The organism is Hyphomicrobium sp. GJ21, assembly GCF_001006785.1.
GTDB lineage: Bacteria > Pseudomonadota > Alphaproteobacteria > Rhizobiales > Hyphomicrobiaceae > Hyphomicrobium_B.
In genome coordinates, this window is the sequence record NZ_CDHO01000003.1 from 851,793 (window position 1) to 869,247 (window position 17,455).

Genomic DNA, 17,455 nt, shown 5'->3' on the forward strand with positions numbered 1-17,455 from the left:
GAACAGAAAGTTTGACCGTGATCAGAAATCTGAAGCGTGTCCTATTACCATGCGCAATCCTGGCATCGACGGCGGCCGGCGCATCGTTTGCCGTCGCTGAACCGCAAGCGACCGAGCCCGCTGCAGAATCTGTAAAGATCGAATTGAACAAGCTCGAACCCGTGGAAAAGGGCTGCCGCGCCTATCTCGTCGTCAACAATGCGACGCCCACGTCGTATCAGTCCTTCAAGGTCGATCTGGTGCTCTTCCAGGCCGACGGCGTCATCGGCAAACGCTTCTCGCTGGAGCTCGGACCGCTCCGCACGAAAAAGAAGTCGGTCAAGCTGTTCGATATCGACTCGATCGCCTGCGACAGGATCGGATCGCTGTTGATCAATGACGTTCTTGAATGCAAATCCGAGTCAGGACCGGTCGAACACTGCCTTCAGAATCTGACCACGTCGACACTCACAAAAGTTGAACTTTCAAAGTAAGCGGTGACCGTCTTGTACTTATTGGCAGAAGAAATTGCCGGCCGTGATCTGACGATACTCGGACTGTTCCAGCATGCCGACATCGTCGTTAAATGCATCATCATCGGTCTCCTTTCGGCGTCGGTGGTGTGCTGGGCGATGACGTTCGAAAAGCTGATCCGCGTCTGGCTCGTCAATCGCGAGATCAAGCAGCTGGAAAAAAGCGGTCAGACGGGAACGCTTCCCGCCGCGAAATCATCCGGCCTGATCCGCGCCATCATCGATGCCGCTCGCACCGAATGGACGGAAGGCGCGCACGACGGCTCGACGGGCGAAGTCCGCGATCGACTTGAAATCGCGATGCGCAGCGCCACGAAGCGCCAGCTGAAAGGCATCGAACAGGGCTTGCCGTTTCTTGCGACCCTCGGCTCGGCGGCACCGTTCATCGGATTGTTCGGCACCGTCTGGGGCATCATGAATTCGTTTACGGCAATCGCGCAGTCGAAGGACACCAGTCTCGCGGTCGTCGCACCCGGCATCGCCGAAGCGCTATTTGCAACGGCGGTCGGCCTCGCCGCCGCAATTCCGGCCGTCATCTTTTATAACCAGATCACGGTTGCGCTCGGTCGTGCAGCCGATCGCGCCGCACCCGCCATCGTCGGTCTGGCGCGCTCGCTGTCGCGTAGCGGCGTAGAGGGTGCGAACTGATGGGAATGGCAGTCGGAAGCGGTTCGTCCGGCGACGACGACAACGGCTACAAGCCGCTTGCCGAAATCAACGTCACGCCGTTCGTCGACGTAATGTTGGTGCTGCTGATCATTTTTATGGTCGCGGCCCCTCTGATGGTGCAGGGCGTACCGCTCGAGCTGCCGAAGACGTCGGCCACGAAGCTCGGCGCGATCAAGAAGCCGATGGTCGTTTCCCTGTCGACCGACGGCAAGCTCTACATCCGCGACGAAGAGGTCACCGCGCAGACGCTAGTGTCGCGGCTGATGGACATCAAAGCCAGTGAGGGCGACGGCGTTGTCTATGTTCGCGCTGACAGGAAAATTGCATATGGGGAGGTCATGGAGCTGCTGGGCAAGGTCGGGGAATCGGGCTTCTCCCGTGTCTCGCTCCTGTCGCAGCCCTCGCCTTCGGCGAAATCGGAAATGAACTAAAACCACGAGCCGCCAAAATGTCTTGGCTACGATTGATCGCGATTGTGGTGTCCGTGATAATTCACGGATCAATCGGTTACGCCATGCTTCCTGCGTTTCGGGAAACGAATTCTGAAGCCCTCGACATGGGCAGCGGCACCGACATCGTCCTCGTCGAGCAGGGTATCGCCGAAGAAGGCATTTCCAAGCTCGGCGACGCGATGGAGACGGTTGAGACCGCCGAAATCGTGCCGGTGCAGGCAGCTCCGCCACCGCCGCCGGAGCAAGTCAAACCCGACGAGCTTCGCGACGTCATCGCCTCCGAGGAAAGCTCGGTCGTGACGGAGGTCGTCAAAACCGAAGAACCGCCGCCGATCGAGGAACCGCCCCCGCCTGAGGCCATTCAGGCGCAGTCGCAGCCGGAGCAGGTCGCTGTCGTCACGCAGCAAAGCTCGGGCGAAGCGCAGTCGGGCGGTAACGCCAAGATGCTCGGCCTCTACCTCGGCCAGATCAACGACCACGTTCAGCGCGCCAAGGTGAACCCCAGGTCTTCGGTCGCAGGCACCGTCATCATGCGCTACACGATCGATGTTGATGGCAAGCTGCTGTCGAAGGAAATCGCCAAGAGCTCAGGTTCAAAGATCCTCGACGACGCTGCGAACGCGGCGCTCGACCGGGCCGCGCCGTTCCCGCCGATCCCTCCGCAGGTCAGCGTCAAGCCGCTGGCGTTTACGCAGCCGTTCAAATTCGTCATGCGCTGACGGCCGCGCACAATCATTTACAAAGTATTGCGCTTAATAAACTCTTTATTCACTTCGATTGCCGTTTGCCTGCGCTGGCGTGAAACGTCACCGCTCAGGGGCCGTTCTTATGGTGCCACCGCGCCGCTCCTTAACCTTGGATTAGGCACCCGACCATAGATTGAATGCTGTTATCAGCACCGCGTCAGGCTGTACCATGCATTTCGGCTCCGCAGGAAACCCGAAAACGAACTCGCTAATGTCCGAGTATGCGTCGCTGTTGAGCGATGCCGTTCTGCGCCATCGCGCCCGCGTCGCCGAGCATTCCGCGCGCATCGAGACCGAACTTGCGAGCAAGGTGAAGTCCGAATTCATCGCCAACATGAGCCACGAGCTGAAAACGCCGCTCAATACGGTGATCGGCTTCTCGAAATTGTTGACGCAGCATCAGGAGCGCCGCCTCCCCGATAAAGAGATCGTTGAATACGCGACGCTGATCCACGACGCGGCCGGCCATCTTCTGTCCGTCATCAACGACATCCTCGACATCTCGAAGCTGCAAAGCGGCAAGTACGCGATCGACAGCCGCGAGATCGATCTGCGCGACATCCTCGCCGACAGCATCAATGCGTTCCACCACCAGTCGCGCGTCGGCGACATCGACGTCGACGTGGTGATCGCAGCCGACCTGCCGATGATCCGCGGCGACGCCGTGAAACTGAAGCAGATCTTCACCAACGTCCTCTCGAACGCGATCAAGTTCACACCCGCCGACGGCACGGTCGCAGTCAAAGCCCAGCGCACCGCCGACCACGGCGCCATCGTCTCCATTCGCGACAGCGGCGTCGGCATGAGCCCCGATGACATCGACGTCGCGATGGCGCCGTTCGGCCAGGTTGACGGCGGCAGGTCTCGCTGGCGCGAGGGCGCGGGTCTCGGACTTCCAATCGCGAAAGCACTCGTCGAGTTGCACGGCGGAGCGCTCTACATCGCTTCCCAACAGAATGAAGGCACGGAAGTCGTCATCACGTTTCCCGGGCGAGATACCGTCGCCACCTCGAGCGCGGCAATGATGCACGACGCTAGAAACTCGGCTGCCTGAACGAGAAAAAGCAAAACAGCTCATGAACAGCCACAACGACGACCAGCGGCGGGCCGCGGACACCTCCATCGGCCGCATCGTATCCGTCAACGGATCGAAAGCGATCGTCCTGCTCGACGGCGGCGCGGACGCGCGCGCGCGCAGCCTCAAAGACGGCCCCGACATGGGCACGCTGATCGCCATCGAAACATCGAGCGCGCTCGTTCTCGCGATCGTCTCCGCACTGAGCGTTCCCGTTCCCTCGCAACGCGAAGGCGACGGCGAAGTCTGGATCGCCGAAATCGGCCTTGTCGGCGAGCTTGTCAAAGCTCTGGACGGCAAGCCGCTCAAATTCAATCGCGGCGTCACGAACTACCCTGCGCTCGGCGATCGTGCCCGCGTCGCGTCGAAGTCAGAGCTGCAATGCGCGTTCTGTGGCGAAGCCGGTGAAACGGTCCGCGTCGGCTGCATCCGTCAGGATAGCTCCATTCCGGCGATGGTTCGCGTTGACGAGTTGCTCGGCAAGCATTTTGCGATCCTCGGAACCACGGGCACCGGCAAATCCTGCACCACGGCGCTGATCCTGCGGTCGATCCTCGAAAAGCATCCCGCCGCCCACATCGTTCTGCTCGATCCGCACAACGAATACGCGACCGCATTCACCGAATGGGCCGAGGTCGTCTCGCCGCGGAACATGCACCTGCCCTATTGGCTCCTGACGTTCGAGGAAATCGTCGAGGTGCTCGTCGGCGACGGCGAACGCAAGACCGAAACGGACGTGCTCCAGGATCTCATCCCGGTCGCGAAAGCCCGCTACGCCAACAGCCGCTCCGGTGAAGGCGCGAAACCCCGCCGCGCCGACCAGAGCCGCTTTACCGTCGACACGCCCGTTCCTTACCGCATCTCCGAGCTCGTCGCGCTGATCGACGAGCGCATGGGCCGCCTCGAAAACAAACGGGATCTGACGCCCTACCGCAATCTGAAGCACCGCATCGAAACGGTCTCGAAGGATATCCGATACTCCTTCATGTTCGGCTCGCTGACCGTCTACGACAGCATGACTCAGATCCTGAGCCGCATCTTCCGCGTGCCGGTCAACAACAAGCCGATCACGATTCTTGAGCTGACCGGCATTCCGTCGGAGATCGTCAATGTCGTCGTCTCCGTGCTCTGCAGACTGACGTTCGACTTCGCGCTCTGGAGCGAAGGCCAGGTCCCCGTGACGCTCGTCTGCGAGGAAGCGCATCGCTACGTTCCGGCGAACAGCGCGCTCGGCTTCGAACCCTGCAAGCGCGCCATCGCCAAGATCGCCAAGGAAGGCCGCAAATACGGCGCCTCGCTGTGCATCGTCACCCAGCGCCCCGCTGAAATCGATCCGACCATTCTGTCCCAGTGCAACACCGTGTTCGCACTCCGCATGTCGAACGATCGCGACCAGGAAATCGTGACCTCCGCCGTTGCCGACACCGGTGCGGGCCTGCTCGAATTCCTTCCCTCGCTCGGTCAGCGCGAAGCGATCGCATTCGGCGACGGCATGGCGCTGCCCGTGCGCATCAAGTTCGACGAATTGCCCCCGCACGCGCTGCCGCGCTCCTCGACCGCCCGCTTCTCCGAGAGATGGCAGAAATCTCTGGGCGACGATGGCTTCTTGGAACAGATCGTCGAGCGTTGGCGCCTGTCCGGAACCTCGACCGGCGACAATTCCTACAACATGGCCTTGATGGCGGACGCGCTGAGCATCAACTCTGCCGCCGATACGAACGCCAGCCCGGCACCGGCATCGCAAGGCGAACCGCGCCGCGAAACGCCGCCGCCGCCGCGCGGCAGCGCCGGGACGTCGATTCCCGGCAACGGCCACCCCGCTTCGCGCAAGGACGCGATGCCGCCCACGTATACCCCGCCAGCTGGACATTCGGCCCGAAGCGCCTCCGCGGCCTCGATGATGGGCGACCGCGTTAACGCGCCGGGCATGTCGCCGGCACCCGCGCGGGCACCTTCCGAGCCGCCAAGCTCGTTGCGTTCGCTGCGGGAAAGGCTAACTCGCCCACACGGTTAACCGTTATCACTCTTCTCAATCAGTCCTTGCCGCGCGCCTGGGCCGACCCCAGAACTGTTTATAATTCTATCAATAGCGGCGTCGTAGAACGGGCGCATAAGTGTGGCTCGTTCCGTTAAATGGGGTTGGGGCAGTCGATGAGCGACATCTTTCCGGTAATTCTATCGGGCGGCTCCGGCACGCGTCTGTGGCCGCTGTCGCGGTCCATGTACCCGAAACAATTCATCCGGTTCTTCAACAGCCAGAACGGCAGCTTTCTCTCAGCCGCGCTCGGACGCTTGCAGCAATCGTCGGGCTTCAAAGCGCCGATCCTCCTTTGCAATAACGATCATCGTTTTCTCATTCGCGAGGAAGTCGAGCGCTTGGGGATCGATCCGCGCGCGATCATCCTCGAACCCGTCGCGCGTAACACGGCGCCCGCCATCGCCGTCGCGGCGCTCGTCGCGCTCGAAGCGAGTCCCAAGGCGACGCTCGCCGTCATGCCGTCCGATCACGTCGTAAAGGACGATGCGGTGTTTGCAGCCGCCGTCAAACGCGCCGCCGAAGTCGCGGCGACCGGCAAGCTCGTGCTCTTCGGAATCAAGCCGAACGAGCCGCACACCGGCTACGGCTACATCAAGCAGGGCAGCGCGCTTGAAGATTTCGAAGGCCAGGCATTCGCCGTCGACTCCTTTGCCGAGAAGCCCGATCGCGCCACCGCGGAAACATATCTCGCAGCTGGCGATCGCTTCTGGAACAGCGGCATCTTCGTGCTCAACGCCCGGACGTTCCTGAACGAAATCGAACGCCTGCAGCCCGAAATCTTGCAGGCCGCGCGCGCCGCGCTCGCAGGCGCCAAGGAAGACCTAGGATTTTTGCGCCTCGACAAGGCCGCCTTCGCAACGGCGCCGAACATTTCCGTCGACTATGCGGTCATGGAAAAAACCGGCGCGGCCGCCGTTCTGCCGCTCAATGTCGGCTGGAACGATGTCGGCTCATGGGCCTCGCTCTGGGACATTGCTCCGCGCGACGCCGCCGGCAACTTCGTCAAGGGCGACGCCATCCTCGAAGACACCTCGGACTGCTTTATTCATTCCGAGAAGGCCATCGTCTCGACCATCGGCGTCAAGGACCTCGTCATCGTCGATACGCCCGATGCCCTGCTGGTCGCGGACAAGAACCGGACGCAGGACGTCTCCAAGATCGTGCAGCGCCTGCGCTCCTCGAACCGCAAGGAGCAGGAGCAGCATCTTAGAAACTACCGCCCGTGGGGCTACTTCGAGACGCTGAACATCGGCCCGCGCTTCCAGGTGAAGCTGCTGCATGTGAAGCCCGGCGGCGTGCTTTCCATGCAAATGCACCATCATCGCTCCGAGCATTGGATCGTGGTGCAGGGTACGGCACGCGTCGTCATCGGCGAGCGCGAGCAGCTCGTGCGCGAGAACGAGAGCGTCTACATCGTCGCGACGCAATGGCATCGCCTCGAAAACCCCGGCAAGGTGCCGGTCGAGATCATCGAGGTCCAGATCGGATCGTATCTCGGCGAGGACGACATCCTGCGCACGGACGACATCTATCACCGTGCGCCGGAAGAAACGAAATAAGCGCGGCTACTTCGGCTGATCCGGCGTGCGGAGCGTAAAGATGCGCCCCGTCGTCTTCGGCGGCTCGTCGCCGGGATGGGGCTGAGCCGGACCGCCGCTCGCCACCGGTTCAGCCACAACGGACTCCGAAACCGCTGCTGGTTCCGCAGCCTCGCCCTGCGCGATCTTCTCCTGGAAATTCCGCCAGCTCACCGGAATGAACGCGAGATAGATAAGCGTAATCGCCGTCAGCGTCTGATACGGATAGGTGAAGAGCATCGCGACCACCGCGACCGCAATGACGAAGATCGGCAGAACCCACTCGCGACCGACGCGCTCGCCGAGCAGCTTGCCCGAATAGGTCGGGATCGTTGAGACCATCATGAAGGCGATGAAAAGCGTGTAGACGAGCACGACCATCAGCGCCCAATGGGCTTTGATTTCCTCGAAGCCCAATTGATAGATGTAAACCGGCAGCAACACTGCGATAGCCGCGGCGGGTGTCGGCATCCCGACGAAGTAATTCGATTGCCATTTCGGCTTGTCGTCATCGATCGCCGAATTGAAGCGCGCAAGTCTCAGCGCCGAGGTCAGCGCAAAAATCATCACGCAGATCCAGCCCGCGCTTTTGAGATCGCCAAGACCCCAATTGAAAATAAGAAACGCCGGAGCGACGCCGAAGTTGACGAAATCCGCGAGGCTGTCGAGCTCGGCCCCGAAACGCGATGACGCTTTGAGAAGCCGCGCGATCCGCCCGTCGATGCCGTCGAGGCACCCCGCGAAGACGATCGCAGCGAGAGCCAGATCGTAGCGGCCCTCGATCCCCATGCGGATCGATGTCAGACCCGCGCAGAGGCCGAGCAGCGTGAAGAAGTTCGGCACCAGCATCCGCACCGGCACCTGCCGATGCCGGAACAGCGATCGCCTGCGGCGGCGTCGCGTTTCCGTTTCGATCCGTGGTTCTTCCATGTCCATGGCAGGCCTCCTCCAGGCGCATGCGCGGCCGTCGAACCCTCTTGCCCGAGACGGCCTCGGGCTCCAAAGCCGGGTGGTCCCTCTGGCTCAGGCGGCCCTAAGCGAGACGCGCCTCGCGCTCCGGCTCGACCGATTGAAGATCGGCGAAAACCGTTTCGCCCGCAACCGCTCGTTGGCCGACACTCACAAGAGCGACTTTACCGGGTGGCAGATAAACATCCACACGCGAGCCGAAGCGGATCAATCCGAATCGCTGCCCGGCCCCGATCACGTCCCCGATCTGCGAGAACGTCACGATCCGGCGCGCGACAAGCCCGGCAATCTGCACGACGCCGATTTCGCCGTCGGTCGGCGTCTCGATCACAAGAATACGCCGTTCATTGTCCTCGCTCGCCTTATCGAGCGCCGCATTGAGAAATGCGCCCGGCACATAGAGCGAGCGCACGATGCGCCCCGCCACCGGCGAGCGGTTGATGTGCACATCGAAGACCGAAAGGAACGTCGAAATGCGCACGCGCTCTTCCGGCCCCATCCCGAGTTCGGCGGGCGGCGTCACTTTCTCGATCGACGAAATCTTACCGTCCGCCGCCGAGACGACGAGCCCCGGACGCAACGGCGTGACGCGCGCCGGATCACGGAAGAAATAAATGACCCACGCCGTAATGGCCGCCGCGATCCATCCAAGCGGCGGATAGATCAGGAAGAAGATCAAAGTAACCACCGCGCCGATGGCGATGAACTTGTGCCCGTCCGGATGCACCGGCGCGAACGATTCAAAGATGGTATCGAGAAGTCCGTGGTTTCCAGACACGTTTACCTCCTGGCGCGCGGTGAACTGCGAAAATCGCGCGGGATTACGAGATTGGCACGGCGACGAAGCGAAGATCGCCCTTGCCGTCTTCGACGCGGAATAGCACGGCCTTGCGTCCGGCTTTCCTGACCTTATCGACGCTCGCCGCGACGTCGCCCGGATCGCTCACCGCTTCCTGCGCCGCCTCGACAATCACATCGCCGGTTTTGATGCCCTTTTTCGCTGCCGCGCTCTGCGGATCGATGCTTTCGACGACCACGCCTTTGATCTTGTCATCGAGTCCGTACTTGCGCCGGAGTTCGGAGGTCAGCGCCGAAAGCTTGAGCCCGATGATCGACGATCCCGGCGCCGGGCTCTCGCTGCCCTGTTCTTTCAGATCGCTCTCGGTGTCGTCGCCATCGTCGAGGCGTCCGACCGTCACTTGCAGCGTCTTGCGCTGGCCTTTGCGCAGAAGCTCGACATCGGCGGCCTTGCCGATCGGCGCCTGCGCCACGATCCTCGGCAGGCCGCGCATCGACGTCACATCTTTGTTGTCGAACTTCAGAATGACGTCGCCGGCTTCGAGTCCTGCTTTCGCGGCCGGACTCTCGGGCGTCACGGCTGCGATCAACGCGCCGCTGTTTTCCGGCACGCCGAGCGTCTCGGCGATGTCGTCCGTCACCGTCTGGATCTTCACGCCAAGCCAGCCGCGCCGCACTTCACCGAATTGCTTCAACTGATCGACGACGTTCGCGACCGTGTCCGAGGGAACAGCAAAGCCGATGCCGATCGAGCCGCCGGTCGGCGATATGATGGCCGTATTCACGCCGATCACTTCGCCGTCCATGTTGAACAACGGCCCGCCCGAGTTGCCTTTGTTGATCGCGGCATCGGTCTGCAGATAATCGTCGTAAGGCCCGGAATTGATGTCACGGCTCTTCGCCGAGATGATGCCCAGCGAAACCGAACCGCCGAGCCCGAACGGATTGCCAATCGCCATCACCCAGTCGCCGACTTCGAGCGTGGCCGACGGCCCGAACTTGACGTCCGAGAGAGGCTTCTTCGGCGTGACCTTCAGAAGCGCGAGATCGGCCTTCGTATCGCGGCCGAGCACCTTGTCGACCTTCAGCTTCGAGCCGTCGTGAAAATTGATCTCGATTTCTTCGGCGCCTTCGATCACGTGGTTATTGGTGACGATCAGGCCTTCCTTGCCGTCGATTACGAAGCCGGAGCCGAGTGACGAAATCTTGCGATCCGAATTGGGAACGCCGCCGCGCTTGTTGAAGAAGTCGTCGAAGAAGTCCTCGAACGGCGCGCCCTTCGGCACCTTCGGCAGCGGTACGCCGCTCGGTCCCTTGACGGTCTGCGAGGTGGAAATGTTGACGACGGCGTCGACCAGCTTCTTCGCGATCGGCGCAACCGACGCCGGGCCGTTCTGGAACGCCTGCGCCGGACATGAAAACAGCGCCATCGTCATGATCGCGCTGAGCAGCAGCCGAGGCATAAGCACGGATATTTTTCCGGTCATCGCAGAACTCCAGTGTCCGACCCCACGCGACGCTCGGCGGGACCTATGGGGCTTCAGTGGCGCAAGATCGCAGCATCAAAGTGACGATCGTAGCATATAGCCGGGATGGGGGGACAAGTCGGCTTTGGACCTTATCCTCGGACGAGCCAGACGAGAAAAACTCCGAACGCGACGGCCACGAGAGCACCGGCCTGGATCGGGCCGTTTCCCCGGCTGGCGATGTCCGTGACGACACGCCGCGCAGCATCCGGCGCGACCGCCCAGAGTAGCCCTTCAAGTACAAGGGCTATTCCGAGGCCGGCCAGAAGATCGTTCATCGCTCAGGCGTGACTGTGACGGAAGGCGCCGGAGCCCGTTTCACGCCACCGTTCGGATCTTCGAAGTAGCGGAAGAAGTCGCTGTTCGGCGACAGAAGCAGACGCGTGTCACTCGGCTTGATCGCCGTCGTGTACGCCTGCATCGAACGGTAGAACTGGAAGAAGTCCGGGTCCTTTCCGAACGCGTCCGCGAAGATGCGGCTGCGCTGAGCTTCGCCGTCACCGCGGATTTCGTCTGACTTCTGCGTCGCCGTCGCCTTGATGATCGTCACCGCCTTGTCCGCGTTGGCGCGAATGCGGTTGCTCTCGGCTTCACCCTGCGCCCGAAGCTCCGTTGCCTCACGAACGCGGTCGGCGCGCATGCGGTCATAGACCTTGACGAGGTTCACCTTCGGCAGATCGGCGCGCTTGAGACGCACGTCGACGACTTCAAGTCCGTAATCGCGGCCTTCCTTGTTCACCTGCGCCGCGATCTCCTTCATCAGCGACTCGCGCTTGTCCTTGACGATCTCCTGCAGCGTCGCGGAACCGAGCACACGGCGAATTTCGGATTCGATCAGCGGTCCGACGACTTCACGCACGCGCTCTTCGTTGCGCACGTTCTGATAGAACTTGAGCGGATCCGTGATGCGGTAACGTGCATACGCGTCGACGATCAAGCGCTGCTGATCCGCCGCCGTGACTTCCTGCTCCGTCGTATCGAGATCGAGAATACGCTTGTCGAATTTCTCGACCGTATCGATGAACGGAACTTTCCACTTCAGGCCGGGCGTTTCGATGATCTGCTGCGTTTTGCCGAAGCGCAGCACCATCGCCTGCTCGTTCTGATGCACGATGAATGCCGAGGCATAGAGACCCGCAGCCGCGAGGACCAATACCGTAAGAATGAAAGCGAAGAACGCGCGCATATTATTTCGATCCTTCGGACGTTTCACGCTTCTGCAGCTGATCTAGCGGCAGGTAAGGCACGACGCCCTGGCCACTCTTTTGATCGATGATGATCTTGTCGGTGCCCTCGAGCACGCGTTCCTGCATCTCGAGGAACAAGCGCTGTCGCGTGACGTCCGGCGCCTTCTTGTATTCGTCGTAGACCTTGAGGAAGCGCGCCGCCTGACCGGTTGCCTCGGCGACGGTCTGGTCGCGATAGCCTTCGGCCGCGGCTACGATGCGATCGGCATCGCCTCGCGCTCTCGGCGTAACCTGGTCTGCGTAGGTTTGAGCCTGCTTGACCAGCGTTTCCCTCTCTTGCGCCGCCGCCGCAACCTCGCGGAACGCGCCGATGACTTCTTCCGGCGGATCGACTTCCTTGAGCTGGATCTGGTCGATCTTGATGCCCGCCCGATAATAATCGAGCGTCTTCTGCATCAGCTTTTGCACTTCTTCCTGGATCTTCTGACGGCCACCCGTCAGCAGCGGCTGCAATGCCGACTGGCCGACGACTTCGCGCATCGCGCTTTCGGCAACCTCACGCACCGTCGTCTCCGGCTGTGCGATGTTGAACAGGAACTGCTGGACGCCGGTATCGCCGTTTTCGCTCTTGTCCGGGCTGATGCGCCAGAACACGACGAAGCGGACATCGACGACACTGCCGTCGCCGGTCAGCATCAGGCCGCTGTCGCGCGCGCCGAGTGTGCTGCGGGCGCTGCCGACTTCGATTGTCCGCTGCTGCGTGACTTTCGGCAGCCGTACTTCTTCGATCGGATACGGCAAACGCCAATGCAGACCCGGCGTGTCCCAACGGTTGTATTCGCCAAAGCGCAGAACGATGCCCTGCTCGTCCGGATTCACGCGATAGAAAAAGCCGTAGAACGTTGCGCCCGCGAGCAGCAGAAGGCCGAGGAGGAAAATAAACGTCTTCGGAACGCCGCCGCCGATGCCGCCCGAGCCATTGCCTCCGGCGCCACCACCGCCGCCGCGCATGACACGGCGCATGCGGTCCTGGCCACGACGCAAAATCTCATCGAGATCCGGCGGCTCCTTGCCGCCGCCACCGCCAGAGCCCCAAGGCCCTTGCCCCCACGGACCGCCGCCGCCACCACCACCGCCGCTGCCTTTTCCGCCGCCTTGATTACTCCAGGGCATAAATCACGGCCTCTCTCGCATCTGAGCTGAAATTGAAGGGACGCATCCGCCTTCCGGCTCCTCGGTGCGGCGTCGGTCGGAAGACGACATTGAGACGTGCACGGTGAAAGCCTCGGGGACGCAAAAGAAAACAAGGTTCGGGGGAGCTTATAAGGTACGGTTCCCTCGATCGCAAATTCCCAACCCCTTGGATTATCGGAATTTGGGGCTTCGCGGCGGCGCTTCAAGGGTTTGAGGCGCCGGCTCGCGCACTCTTTTACCTGCGTTCGTAAACGCTGAGCGTCGACGCGAACTCGTCGCGCGGCCCTTGCGGCAAGGCTTCTTTCGTCACTTCCTGCCAAACGGCGTCGTCAAGCGGCGGAAAATACCTGTCGCCTTCCACGCTTGCATGAACGCGCGTCAGATAGATGCGATCTGCAACCGGCAGCGTGGCATCGAACACGGCGACCCCGCCGATAACCATGATCTCATCCGCCCCGCGCGTGGTGGCCAGGATGCGCGCCAGCGTCAGCGCTTCGGTGACGCTTTCGCAAGTCGAAACGTCAGCCGCATCGAACGCCGGATCGCGCGTCACGACGATGTTGTCACGGCCGTCGAGCGCCTTGCCGATCGACTGGAACGTCCGCCGCCCCATGATCATGGGCTTGCCCATCGTCAGTTTGCGGAACAGCTTGAGATCTGACGAGAGCCGCCACGGCAGCGCGCCGTCACGCCCGATGACGCCATTTTCCGAAACAGCGACGACCAGGGAAATAGGTAAGTCATTCATCCCCGACCGATAGCAACGCCGCGCGCGAGAAGCAAATCTGGTTGCCGCAAATTAAGACGCACCAACCACCGCCTCAACGTCATCCCGCGCAGGCGGGGATCAATCCAGGCTCGAGACAGCTGCTAGCTAGCCTGCACGAGACTGCACTGGCTTGGGCAGATCCCGGCCTTCGCCAAGATGACGGTGTGCAGGACGTCCTTAAACCGCCACCGGCGCCTTGATGTGCGGCCAGGGATCGTAGCCCTCGAGGCTGAAATCCTCGTACTTGAAATCGAAGATCGACGTCACCGCCGGATTGATCTTCATCCTCGGCAGTGCGCGCGGCGTGCGCGAAAGCTGCAAGTCTGCCTGCTCCAGGTGATTCAAATAAAGATGCGCATCGCCGAACGAGTGCACAAACTCGCCCGGCTTCAGCCCCGTGACCTGCGCCATCATCATCGTCAGCAGCGCATAGCTCGCAATGTTGAATGGCACGCCGAGAAAAATGTCCGCCGAGCGCTGATACAGCTGACACGAGAGCTTGCCGTCAGCGACGTAGAACTGAAAAAGACAATGACACGGCGCAAGCTCCATTTTTTCCAGATCTGCCGGGTTCCACGCAGACACAATAATTCGCCGACTATCGGGACTATTTATAATCAAACTTACCGCTTCCGAAATCTGATCAATGATTTGGCCATCCGGCCCCCGCCAGGATCTCCACTGGACACCGTAGATTGGGCCGCATGTCTCGAACGGTCCAACGGGTTTCTTCAAACTGCGATCTTGAGCGTCATCTAGTACCCACAGCTCTTCTCGCTTCCATTCGTCCCAAATGGTTACATTATGGTCTTTCAGATACGCGAGATCAGGATCGCCACTCAGAAACCAAATGAGCTCGTGAATAATTGATTTGAGATGAAGCCTTTTTGTTGTGAGAAGAGGAAATCCTTCTTCCAAATCGAAGCGCATCTGATGCCCGAACACGCTGAGCGTCCCGGTGCCTGTGCGGTCCGTTTTCTTCACGCCTTCGGTGCGCACGCGGCGCAAAAGATCATGATATTGCTTCATAGTTCACGCAAATATGCGATTCGCTAAAATGCTTCAGCTACCCGCGCTTAGCTATCCCGTCGTAACTGAGCTGTTCGGCGCGAATGCCAGGATGAGAACGATCAACGAGTTGTAAACACCATGACAGACGATCGGCGTCAAAAGTGTGCCGGTCTTCTCGCGGACCAGGGCCAGATAAATGCCGATCAGCGTGATCGCCGCGATGCCGTAAACGGAATAGTGCGCGTGCAGCAGTGCCCACATGATGGCCGACGCCGCCGCTGCTCCGCCAATTCCAAGCGACGACCGCCGCAAAGCCCCGTAAACCAACCCGCGAAACAGGCATTCTTCCGCGATCGGCGCTCCAATTCCGGCGGCGATCAAAACCAGCCACCACGTCTGCGCCTTCATCAGATCAGCGAACGGACTGATGTCCTGGCGGAACGCATCGCGGTCCAGCGCGAAGACCACGGCGCCATAAAGAAATGCCAGCGCAATCAGGGCCACCGTCGCCAAGACGAATGTCTTGAGACCGCCTCTTGGCGCCGATAAACGGACAAAAGACTCGCCCCTTCGCGTAAACAGCGCGTTCGCCAGAAGCACCAGCACCACCGTCGCGATCTGAAACCCGAAGAGCGAAACGGCAACTCGTGCCGTCTGCAGCGCTTCCGGCTCGCCTGCGGCAAATGCGCGAGGCTCTTCGGTCCGCGCCCAGACATCGAAAAGCGCCGTCGCTCCGAACCCTGCCAGCATGCCGGACACGATGATCGCCGCCGTCGCCGCCAGCACGAGCACCACCGATTTCCACGATAAAGTCGCGTCGGGCGCGGAAGCCTGGTCTTCGACTGAAACGGCCACGTGCACCCTTTCTGCTTGGCGTTTGCAACGCTCAAACGCGGCCATCCGGTAACAGCTTTTTCACGGGCTTGCGAATGCGGTCTTCGAAACGCTTTTGTTCTGGCTCGCTAGTGATTATATCTGAAGGGCTGGCTTGCCAGCTATGGTGATAAACGCGGTCGTAATAAGCCGATCGGACCCGGGGGCGGTACCCGGCGCCTCCACCATTTTCTCTTTGCCGCGCCCTGCGGCCGGCTCTCCGGAGGAGAGTCGCAGGGCGCAAGCAAAGACTTATGGGGGCGAAATAGGATCGACGAAGGTCTAAAGGACTTAGCTTTTGCCCGGCATGATACCACCGTTATCGGGTCACACAGAATAGTTGCCAATGACAACTATGCTGAGGCCGCTCTCGCTGCGTAATGCAGTGCGAATAGCCTGAACTTGAAGCCCTTATCCTTAGCCGGATAAGGCGCGGTTCGGAGGGCACCGGGCAACAGAAGCCCTCCACTTCTCGCGGCTAGTAGGTAAACGGGCTTGACTGAGCGGCAAATCTGATTTCAGAGGTCGGTCAGAGCACGGCATTCTTGAAGGCGGAAGCATGGCAACGGGGCCATCGATCGATTACGCAAAACTGCAGCAGGAGGCGATGCGCGGCGTTGTGCGCGCGGTTCTCCAGCAGATCGTGAAATCCGGTCTCCCGGGCGAGCATCATTTTTATATCTCGTTTCTGACCCAGGCCCCGGGCGCCATCGTCTCGAAGCGGCTCAAAGAAAAATACCCGAGCGAGATGACGATTGTGCTTCAGCACCGCTTCTGGGACTTGATCGTCTCGGACGATCGCTTTGAAGTGAAGCTGACGTTCGACGGCATCCCCGAACGCCTCGTCGTACCGTTCTCCGCGATCAAGGTCTTCATCGATCCGAGCGTCCGCTACGGCCTGCAATTCGACGACGACGTCAGCGACAACGAACCGATGCACGAGCCGCGCCACGCTCTGACAGCCGACGCGACCTACGATCAGATCGGTGAAGCGGGAACTGAAGTTCCGCGCACGACACCGAAGAAACCGCGCGCACCGAGAAAGCCCCGCGTCGCGGATAAGGATGCAGCATCCCGCGATCCGGCGACCACTGTTCCGCCCTCGCCCGAGCCCGCCACGCGCGCTGGCGAAGCCGACGCGAAAGACGACGCCGACGCGACGCCGGCTCCGTCCGAAGGCGCCAAGATCCTGAGCCTCGATCAGTTCCGCAAGAAGTAAGCAAGCGCGTTTGAACGCATCGCTTGCGCGCTGTCACCCGCCCTGCACTGCGGCGCGAAGGCTACGCATATCCGACCCATCCCCGCCACGTGAACGCCGCGTAGAACAGCGCCACGTCGCGGAATCCAGCCTCTTCCAAAATCGCCTGGTCTTGCTCCGGTGTGATCGCCCGCAGCTTGGCATCGACGTTCGCGCGAGCGCTTTCCGCCAAACTCGGATCGACACCCGACGCCACGGCGAACGCCGCATAGCGCGACAGCCATAGTGCGCGAGCCCCATCCGCCTGCGGAAAGCTCGAATGCGCAGCAACGAACGGCGCGCCCGGCTTCAATCGCCGCCGGATTTCTTGCTCCGTCCTGCGGCGCTCATCGGCATCGAGGAAATGCAGCGTGAGCAGGCAGACGGCAGCATCGAAAGCCGTCTCGGAAACATCATCGATATAACCTTGTTGAAGTGGGACGCGTGCGTTGAGAGGCCCAAGCATTCTCTCCGCGAGCGTCAGCATCTCCGCCGCCGGGTCGACGCCGACAAACGTCCATCCCGTATGAGCTTCCGCCAGCGCTTTGAGCTCAAGCCCGCCGCCCGCGCCGAGAACCAGAACACGCGCATTTTCCGGAACGCGCTCTTCGAGAAGTAAGCCCGTCATGCGATGCAGGTCGCTCAAGCCCGGAACGAAACGGCGCGGCCCATCCGCGTAATTCGCGACTGCATCCGGATCGGAATACGCCTTCAGCAACCACGCATCGTCCTTCTCAGGCTTCATAGGTACCGCCCCGTTCGGAAATTAGAATGTTATAATATTATAAAATAACACGCACACGCGCCGGGACAACCATCCCG

18 protein-coding genes and 1 other RNA gene are annotated in these 17,455 nt (G+C 61.1%); 9 read left to right on the forward strand and 10 right to left on the reverse strand.

Annotated elements, in window-relative coordinates; genetic code table 11:
• Nucleotides 1-17 precede the first annotated feature (17 nt).
• From HYPGJ_RS12385 to HYPGJ_RS12415, 7 genes are all read left to right on the forward strand, one after another.
• Nucleotides 18-473, forward strand: a complete 456-nt coding sequence (locus HYPGJ_RS12385; protein ID WP_052750960.1) for a hypothetical protein — start codon at nucleotides 18-20, stop codon at nucleotides 471-473.
• 3 nt (nucleotides 474-476) lie between these two features.
• Nucleotides 477-1,160 (forward strand): MotA/TolQ/ExbB proton channel family protein, encoded by a 684-nt coding sequence (locus HYPGJ_RS12390; protein ID WP_052750896.1) that lies wholly within the window; start codon nucleotides 477-479, stop codon nucleotides 1,158-1,160.
• Complete coding sequence (locus HYPGJ_RS12395) at nucleotides 1,160-1,612, forward strand: biopolymer transporter ExbD (protein ID WP_013214325.1); 453 nt, start codon at nucleotides 1,160-1,162, stop codon at nucleotides 1,610-1,612. Before HYPGJ_RS12390 ends, HYPGJ_RS12395 begins: the two co-directional genes overlap by 1 nt.
• An 83-nt stretch (nucleotides 1,613-1,695) precedes the next feature.
• Nucleotides 1,696-2,352: an energy transducer TonB gene (locus HYPGJ_RS12400; protein WP_244466111.1), complete on the forward strand. Its 657-nt coding sequence runs from the start codon at nucleotides 1,696-1,698 to the stop codon at nucleotides 2,350-2,352.
• 238 nt (nucleotides 2,353-2,590) lie between these two features.
• Entirely contained in the window at nucleotides 2,591-3,433 is an 843-nt protein-coding gene (locus tag HYPGJ_RS12405; RefSeq protein ID WP_244466112.1) for a HAMP domain-containing sensor histidine kinase, read from the forward strand.
• Between the two features lie 22 nt (nucleotides 3,434-3,455).
• The gene (locus HYPGJ_RS12410; protein WP_046847431.1) at nucleotides 3,456-5,468 is read left to right on the forward strand and encodes an ATP-binding protein; all 2,013 of its coding nucleotides are present in this window, start codon (nucleotides 3,456-3,458) and stop codon (nucleotides 5,466-5,468) included.
• Between the two features lie 137 nt (nucleotides 5,469-5,605).
• The gene (locus HYPGJ_RS12415) at nucleotides 5,606-7,051 is read left to right on the forward strand and encodes a mannose-1-phosphate guanylyltransferase/mannose-6-phosphate isomerase (RefSeq protein ID WP_046847432.1); all 1,446 of its coding nucleotides are present in this window, start codon (nucleotides 5,606-5,608) and stop codon (nucleotides 7,049-7,051) included.
• Nucleotides 7,052-7,057: 6 nt separating this feature from the next.
• Here HYPGJ_RS12415 and pssA read toward each other — a convergent pair whose 3' ends face one another.
• From pssA to HYPGJ_RS12460, 9 genes are all read right to left on the reverse strand, one after another.
• Nucleotides 7,058-8,005: a CDP-diacylglycerol--serine O-phosphatidyltransferase gene (pssA, locus tag HYPGJ_RS12420; RefSeq protein ID WP_046847433.1), complete on the reverse strand. Its 948-nt coding sequence runs from the start codon at nucleotides 8,003-8,005 to the stop codon at nucleotides 7,058-7,060.
• Nucleotides 8,006-8,102: 97 nt separating this feature from the next.
• Nucleotides 8,103-8,816, reverse strand: coding sequence for a phosphatidylserine decarboxylase (locus HYPGJ_RS12425; protein ID WP_046847434.1), 714 nt, complete (start codon nucleotides 8,814-8,816; stop codon nucleotides 8,103-8,105).
• 43 nt (nucleotides 8,817-8,859) lie between these two features.
• Nucleotides 8,860-10,323, reverse strand: coding sequence for a Do family serine endopeptidase (locus HYPGJ_RS12430; RefSeq protein ID WP_046847435.1), 1,464 nt, complete (start codon nucleotides 10,321-10,323; stop codon nucleotides 8,860-8,862).
• 131 nt (nucleotides 10,324-10,454) lie between these two features.
• Nucleotides 10,455-10,640 (reverse strand): DUF2065 domain-containing protein, encoded by a 186-nt coding sequence (locus HYPGJ_RS12435; RefSeq protein WP_046847436.1) that lies wholly within the window; start codon nucleotides 10,638-10,640, stop codon nucleotides 10,455-10,457.
• Entirely contained in the window at nucleotides 10,637-11,548 is a 912-nt protein-coding gene (locus HYPGJ_RS12440; RefSeq protein WP_046847437.1) for a protease modulator HflC, read from the reverse strand. The genes HYPGJ_RS12435 and HYPGJ_RS12440 overlap by 4 nt, the downstream gene beginning before the upstream one ends.
• A 1-nt stretch (nucleotide 11,549) precedes the next feature.
• The gene (gene hflK / locus HYPGJ_RS12445; protein ID WP_046847438.1) at nucleotides 11,550-12,722 is read right to left on the reverse strand and encodes an FtsH protease activity modulator HflK; all 1,173 of its coding nucleotides are present in this window, start codon (nucleotides 12,720-12,722) and stop codon (nucleotides 11,550-11,552) included.
• Nucleotides 12,723-12,978: 256 nt separating this feature from the next.
• Nucleotides 12,979-13,491: a dihydrofolate reductase gene (locus tag HYPGJ_RS12450; protein WP_046847439.1), complete on the reverse strand. Its 513-nt coding sequence runs from the start codon at nucleotides 13,489-13,491 to the stop codon at nucleotides 12,979-12,981.
• A gap of 198 nt (nucleotides 13,492-13,689) precedes the next feature.
• A complete protein-coding gene (locus tag HYPGJ_RS12455) occupies nucleotides 13,690-14,541 on the reverse strand; it encodes a thymidylate synthase (RefSeq protein ID WP_046847440.1) in 852 nt (283 codons plus the stop codon).
• Between the two features lie 51 nt (nucleotides 14,542-14,592).
• Nucleotides 14,593-15,378 (reverse strand): CPBP family intramembrane glutamic endopeptidase, encoded by a 786-nt coding sequence (locus HYPGJ_RS12460; protein WP_046848382.1) that lies wholly within the window; start codon nucleotides 15,376-15,378, stop codon nucleotides 14,593-14,595.
• Nucleotides 15,379-15,466: 88 nt separating this feature from the next.
• On the opposite strand from HYPGJ_RS12460, the gene ssrA reads away from it, so the two are divergent.
• Together ssrA and HYPGJ_RS12465 are read left to right on the forward strand one after the other, a co-directional pair.
• Nucleotides 15,467-15,866, forward strand: a transfer-messenger RNA (tmRNA) gene (gene ssrA, locus HYPGJ_RS18550).
• A gap of 89 nt (nucleotides 15,867-15,955) precedes the next feature.
• A complete protein-coding gene (locus HYPGJ_RS12465; protein ID WP_046847441.1) occupies nucleotides 15,956-16,615 on the forward strand; it encodes a ClpXP protease specificity-enhancing factor SspB in 660 nt (219 codons plus the stop codon).
• Nucleotides 16,616-16,676: 61 nt separating this feature from the next.
• Here HYPGJ_RS12465 and HYPGJ_RS12470 read toward each other — a convergent pair whose 3' ends face one another.
• Nucleotides 16,677-17,378 (reverse strand): class I SAM-dependent methyltransferase, encoded by a 702-nt coding sequence (locus HYPGJ_RS12470; RefSeq protein WP_046847442.1) that lies wholly within the window; start codon nucleotides 17,376-17,378, stop codon nucleotides 16,677-16,679.
• Nucleotides 17,379-17,455 lie beyond the last annotated feature (77 nt).